The organism is Mycobacterium sp. 852002-53434_SCH5985345 (assembly GCF_001667155.1).
GTDB lineage: Bacteria > Actinomycetota > Actinomycetes > Mycobacteriales > Mycobacteriaceae > Mycobacterium.
This window is the reverse complement of sequence record NZ_LZIE01000020.1, coordinates 1-7,016: the sequence shown is the minus strand read 5'-3', so window position 1 is coordinate 7,016 and position 7,016 is coordinate 1. Positions and strand designations below refer to the sequence as shown.

General features: G+C 68.0%; 2 protein-coding genes. Both read right to left on the bottom strand.

Annotated features, from left to right (window positions below):
- On the bottom strand, positions 1–1,610 hold a 1,610-nt coding region (locus A5756_RS03085; protein WP_156659183.1), incomplete at its 3' end, for a condensation domain-containing protein.
- A 390-nt stretch (positions 1,611–2,000) separates the two neighbouring features.
- Positions 2,001–7,016: non-ribosomal peptide synthetase (locus A5756_RS03080; RefSeq protein WP_066946823.1), on the bottom strand; the 5,016-nt coding region annotated here is incomplete at its 5' end.

The window sequence follows — 7,016 nt, the reverse complement described above, 5'->3', positions numbered from 1 at the left end:
GAGGTCGGCACATACGCCGCCCCCGCCTTCATCACCCCCAGCAGCGCGATCACCGCCTCTCCCGACCGCTCCACCAACAACCCCACACACGTCCCCGGGCCCACGCCGTGCCCAATAAGCCAGCGCGCCAACCGATTCGAGGCCTCATCCATCTCCCGGTACGACCACGACCGCCCCGCACAACTGATCGCGACCGCCCCGGGCGCGCGACCCACCTGAACGGCGAACAACTCCGGAATCGACCGCCCCGACGGCCCGCTCCGCTCGCCGGCCGCCCAGTTCCCCCAGCCGGCCAGCCGGGCACGCTCGGATTCTTCGAGCACATCGATGGACAGCAATCGCCGCGTCGTGTCCGTGGTCAACGCCACCAGCACCCGCTCCAGGTGTCGCGCCAGATCGGAGGTGTCGAGGCCGGAGAACGGCTGCCACGCGCCCGCCGTGCTGAGATAGAGGTGGTCCCCGTCGGTGGAGAAGATCAAGCCGAAGCCACTTGCCTGGCCGGAGTTGGTGTACGACGCGGAGGCGGTGACACCGCCAAAGGGCAGGGTGAAGGCCGACGGGATGAAATTGACGCTTACCCGCTCGGCCCGTCCTGCCGGGCCGCGGGTTCTGCGCTCCAGCGCCTGCACCGGAAACCGTTGGTGCTCAATGGCTTCCCGAATCCGGGTGTCGACGTGTTGGCAGAACTCGGCGACCGCGAGTTCGGGTGAGACTCGCAATACCAGCGGCACCACGCCGGCGACCATGCCGGGCAGGGTTTTCGACTCCGGGCGCACCCGCCTGTTGACCGGGAAGTCGAGGACCACCTCTGCACCGTCTCCGCTCCACCCGCGCACCAAAAGCGCGCACGCGGCCGTGACCACCGATGTCTGGGACACCCCCCACACGTGGGCCACCTTGTCGACCCGGCGAAGGACGCCGACGTCCAGCGCGACCGGGGCGGAGGGCCAAGGGTCGCGCTCGCCCGCGGCGCGCGGCGCGCAAAGCGGGACTTCGGGGTTTGCCGGAAGGTTCCGAGCCCAGTAGGCCTCGTCGTTGCGGTAATCGCCGGACGCTTCGTACTTCGTCTCACAGTCGATCAAGTCCCGCAGGGAGCCGAAGACGGCCGAAGGGATGGGGGCGGCGGAGACGATGGCCGAGTAGATGGAAGCGATGCGGTGACCGACGAGCGCGACACCGGTTCCGTCGACGATGATGTGGTGGCAGCACGCGAACAGGTGAAATTGGTCGGCGCGCGTCTGGAAGAGGGCGAATCTGAACAGCGGGCCCGTGAACGGCATGGGCGTTCGTTGGATCGATGATGCTATCCGCCGGGCTTCTTGGACGGCGTCCTGCGAGCCGGTCAGGTCATGGAAGACCAGTTCGACGTCGGGGTAGTCGATCGCCTTTTGGTAGACCTGGCCATCGGCCTCCTGGAAGGAGGCCCTGGTCGGTTCGGCCTCTTGCACCGCTTGGCGGATTGCCCACTTCAGCGCATCCCGTTGGACCCTGCCGTCGATCGTGACGAAGAGGCCGATCTGCCACTCAGTGCCGGAGTGTCCCGTCTCCTGTGCAAGCCATATGTCTAGTTGTCCGCGCGTAAGCGGAAGTGCTGGCTCACCAAGCTCCATCCAACTTCCCAACCATAGGGTTCACTCTTCAACCCCCGGTTGACTGCAGCCGCTCGACCGAACCCTCCGCGATACCCGTTCGGTTCCGCTTGATGTAGCGCAAACACGGAGCGTGGTCCGTGTCGGACCACCGCCCGTTGCGGCTCGATATCGACTAAGGAGACGGAGCTGCGATCAGTTTTTCCACCAAATTAGTCAACATGAGTGCAACAGTCCGAAAGATTAATCGAGGACGAGAATGTGCGCTAGTGGTTTCGAAAAAGTCCCAGCTACCTATCAGCACTCCTGTAAGTGCCGCTGAAACATACGGGAAGGATGTTTCTGGCGGCCAAACCGATGACATGGTTCGGGACGGCCCGCGCGGGGCCGTCCCGAAACCAAGGGTGTCAGCTAGAGCAGACCGAGCAGCTGCAGGTCGGTGACGTATTTGACGATCACCTGCGGCGTGACGTGCGGGATGTCGTTGTCGGCGCCGATCTTGGCTTCCTGCACCGCGGCGCGGAACCGGTCGGTCGGGGCGAAGGACCCGCTGGCCGGCTCCGGCGCCTGCAGCTGGTTGTAGCCCGGCACCTGCAACATCTGTAGCACCGAGTGCTTGCGCTGCCGCTCCGGCAGATCACGCAGCGCGGCCTCGAACCGCTGGAGCCACTCCCCGAAGTCGTCGATCCGTTCGATCGGATAGCCGGCCTCGATCAGCCAGTCGACATACTCATCGATGCCGATGCCGTCGTCGTGCGGGTTCATCACGTGATAGGTCTCGAACCCGTCCATCACCTGAGTGCCCAGCGTGGTGACCGCCTCCGCGACGAACTCCACCGGCAACGCATCGAAGTGCGCACGTTGCCGGTTGCCGTCGACGTCCAACTGGTAGAACGAGCGCGGCGCGATGCCGGTAGCCACCAGGCTCAGCACCATCCGGGTGAACATGTCCGACAGGTTGAACTGGCCGGCGTAGCTGGTGTCGGACAGGATCATGTCGGAGCGGAACACCGAGACGGGCAACCCGCACAGGTCGTGGGCCTCGCGCAGCAACACCTCGCCGGCCCACTTGCTGTTGCCGTAACCGTTGGCGTAGCTGCCGTCGACCTTGCGGATCGGGCTGATGACCCGGATGTCGGCGTCTTCGGTGAACACCGCCGGATCGATCTGACGGCCCACATCGGAGGTCGATACATACGCATACGGCTTCAGCTTGGTGGTCAGCGCCACCCGGATCAGCTCCGCGGTGCCCGCCACGTTGGGGCCGAACAGCTCGCCGTACGGCAGCACGCCGTTGACCAGGGCGGCCGAGTCGACGATCAGGTCGACGGTGTCGGCCAGCCGCTGCCAGGTCTGCTCGTCGAGGCCGAGGTTCGCCGCGCCCTTGTCACCGGCGATGACCTCCAAGTGGTCGGCGGCCAGCGTCTGGAAGTACTGCAACAACTGCGGGTCACCGCTGTCGAATGTCTTCTCCAGCCGCTGCCACGCCTCCTCGTCCGAGCCGGCGCGCACCAGGCAGATCAGCTTGCCGTCGACCAGCTCCAGCTGTTCGAGCCACTGCAGCGCCAGGTACCGCCCCAGGAAGCCCGTGGCACCGGTCAATAGGACCGTCCGCACCTCCGAGCTTGGGCCGGGTAGCGACGGCGCGTTGCCCAGCGTCGGGGCGTCGATGAACTTGTCCAGTTTGAGATCGCTGGCGTAGACCTGGGTGGCGTCACGACCGTGCACGGACGCAAAGCTGGCACCGCCGCCTTCGATGTCGTCCACACCGCTGGCATCGCGTTCCGCCCGCTGCCCGAGGCGTCGCACCGAGGGCGCCTCGAACAGGGTGCGCACCGAGAGGTTCGCGTCGAGGGCCGTGTTGATCTCGGCGATCACCCGCATCGCGGAGAGCGAATCGCCACCGAGGTCGAAGAAGGAGTCTTCGACCGAAACCCGCTGCAGCCCAAGGACTCCGGCGTAGATCTCGGCCAGGGTCTCTTCGATGGGGGTGGCCGGGGCCCGATACTCACCACCGGTCTTCTGGTACTCCGGGGCGGGCAGGGCCCGCTTGTCGAGCTTGCCGTTGACGGTCAACGGCAGCGCGTCCAGGACCACCACGGCGACCGGCACCATGTAGGCCGGGAGCCGCTCGCCCAATTGGGCCCGGATCTCGGCCGGATTCGCGGACCCGGTGATGTAGCCGACCAGGCGCTTGTCCCCGGGGCGGTCTTCACGGGCGATCACCGCCGCCTGCTCGACCCCGTCCAGACCGGCCAGGGCCGCCTGGATTTCGCCGAGCTCGATGCGGTAGCCGCGGATCTTGACCTGCTCGTCGACGCGTCCCAGGTATTGCAGCTGGCCATCGGTGCCCCAGCGCACCAGGTCGCCCGTGCGATACATGCGCGCACCGGGGGCCCCGAACGGGCAGGCCACGAACCGCGAGGCCGTCAGGCCCGAGCGGCGCGCATAGCCGCACGCCACACCGCGGCCCGCGATGTACAGCTCACCGACGACGCCCTCGGGCGCCGGCCGCAGCCACTTGTCCAGAACGAACAGCGCCGCCCCCGGAACCGGGGCACCGATCGGCGCTCCCGTGTCGGCGCTCAACGGCGTGCTCATCGCCGCGTACACCGTGCCTTCGGTCGGGCCGTAGGCGTTGATCATCACCCGGCCCGGCGCCCACCTGTCCACCACCTCGGGCGGGCAGGCCTCACCGGCGACCACCAGGGCCGTCGATTCCAGGCCCTCCGGCGAGAGCATTCCCACCGCCGACGGGGTCTGGCTGAGCACGGTGACGTTCTCCGCGACCAGCAAATCGTGCAGGTCCTTCGGCGAACCGGCCACGGACTCGGGCACCACGACCAGCCGGCCGCCGTGCAACAGTGCGCCGAAGATCTCGTGCACCGACACGTCGAAGACGAGCGAGTGCCACTGCGCCCACACACCAGGGTCCGGCAGGTCGGCGTGCAGTTTCTCCAGCAGCTGGGTGGCGTTGTGGTGGGTGACCGCAACGCCCTTCGGGACACCCGTGGTGCCGGACGTGTAGATCAGGTACGCGATGTCGTCCGGCGATGGCGCCGGCAACGCCGTGGCGGGCTGGGCGTCCACCGGCGCGTCGTTGACATCGACGACCAACAGGTCGGAGCCGTCCACCCGGGACCGCAATTCGGCGGTGGTGACCACGGCGACCGGCGCGGCGTCGGCAAGCACGAACTCGATCCGCGACGCCGGGACCGCAGGATCGATCGGCAAATACGCCGCCCCGGTCTTCAGCACCGCCAGGATCGACACGATCGCGTCGGCCGACCGGGAGAACAGCAGCGCCACGCTTTCGCCCGGGCCCGCGCCGTGCTCGGCGAGCAGGTGGGCCAGCCGGTTCGCGGCCTCGTCGAGTTCCCGATAGGTAAGCGTGTGGCCGTCGAACGTCAGCGCCGGAGCCTCCGGAACACGGGCCGCCTGCTTGGCGAACAGCGCCGGGATCGACGCCGTCGCCCCCACCGGCGCGGTCAACACCGCCCGGTTGCCCCAGTCGTCGAGGCGGGTGCGCTCGCCGGCATCCAACACGTCCATCGACGAGAGCCGCTGGCTCGAGTCGGCGGTCATCGCCCCCAGCACGCGCCGGAACCGCTCGATCATCGACTCGATCGCGGCCGTGTCGAACACGCTGGTGTCGAACTCGACCCGCAGGCCCAATTCCCGGCCCGGCAGCGCCATGACCGAAAGCGGGTAGTGGTTGTATTCGCGGTTGGTGACGTCGGTGATCGCCAGCTCGTGGAAGCCCAACGGCACGCTGGTGTCGATCGGGTAGTTCTCGTACAGGAACAGCGTGTCGAACAGCTGGTCGTGCCCGGTGACGCGGTGAATCTCGTTCAGCGCCAGGTGCTCGTGCTCGATCGTGTCGTTGTGGGCCCGCTGCAGCTGCTGCAGCAGCTCGGAAACCGTGGTGCCCGCCGTGACGTGCGCGCGCACCGGCACCGTGTTGATCAGCAAGCCCACCATCGACTCGGCGCCGGCCAAATCCGCGGGCCGACCGGACACCGCGGTGCCGAAGGCCACGTCGTGCTGGCCGGTCAGCCGCATCAGCAACTGCGCCCAGGCGCTCTGCAGCACGGTGTTGATCGTGGTGTGGCACGAGCGGGCCAGCTCGCCCAGCGCGCGCGTGGTCTCCGCGGGCAGCCGGTACGACTCGACCCCTCGCCGCCCGAGTCCCAACCGGGCCGGCGGACCGACCAGGGTGGGTGCTTCGAACCCGCCCAGCACCTCGGCCCACGCCGCGCGGGCGGCCGTGCGGTCCTGAGCCGCGAGCCACGTCAGGTAGCTGCGGAAGGACGCGGGCGCGGGCAACCTGTCCCCGTAGTAGCTGGTGAGGATCTCGCGCAGCATGATCGGCAGCGACCACCCATCCATCACGATGTGGTGGTTGGTGAGCACGAACCGGTGCCGGTTGTCGGCGGTGCGGATCAACGCGGCCCGGAAGGCCGGTCGGTTGGCGAGGTCGCTGACCGCGCCGCGCTCGGCGGCGCAGAGCTGTTCGATCTTCTCCTCGGGGTCCAGGTCTTCCGCTCCGAGCTGGATGTACCGCCACGCCATCACGGGGTCGGCCGGAATGACCTGCACCGGCTCGCCGAACTGCGGGCAGAAGCGGGCCGCCAGGTTGGGATGCCGGTTGACGACGGTGTGGACGGCCTCGCGCAATCGATGCGGGTCGAGGTCACCGGTGACGGTGATGCCGAGCTGCACCGCATAGACGTCGTCGCCGAGGTCGTGCGCAAAGCTGGCGTGGAAGAGCAGGCCCTGCTGCAACGGGGTCAGCGGCAACACGTCGGCGACCGCGAATTGCTGGCAGAGGTCGTCGAGCTGCTGCTGGTTCAGGCGAGCGGGGGCGATGTCCGACGGGGTCAGACCGCCACCGCCGCTGCGCACGTGGGCGCAGATGCCGGCCAGGGCCTCGAACCACAGCTGGCTCAACCGGCTGACCTGCTCGTGGTCCAGCGCCGAGGGCGCCCACGTCCAGTTGGCCTGCAGGTGCGGGCCGGCCTCGGTGTCCATGGTCCCGGCGTTGAGGTCGACGGTGTGCATCAAGGGCATGGGCAGCGCCGCGCTGGCGGCGCCGGTGAACGAAAGGCTGTCCTGGCTGATCCGCCACATCTCGCCGGGCAGATCCGCCGCCGCGCCCAGTCGTCCCAGGTAGTTGAAGCCGATCACGGGGTCCGACCCGTCCAGGTCCACCTCGCTGTTCATGTACCGCAGCAACCCGTAGGTCAGCGGGTTCGGGAGTGCGCGCAGCTGCTCCTTGGCTTTCTTGACCAGCACTCCGAGCGCGGGGTCGCCGGCCATCACCTGCGCCCAGTCCAGTTCGCCGACGGTCAGCGCGACGGGGTACTTGGTGGTGAACCAGCCCACCGTGCGGGACAGGTCGACGTGCGGGCCCAGTTCCTCGTGGCG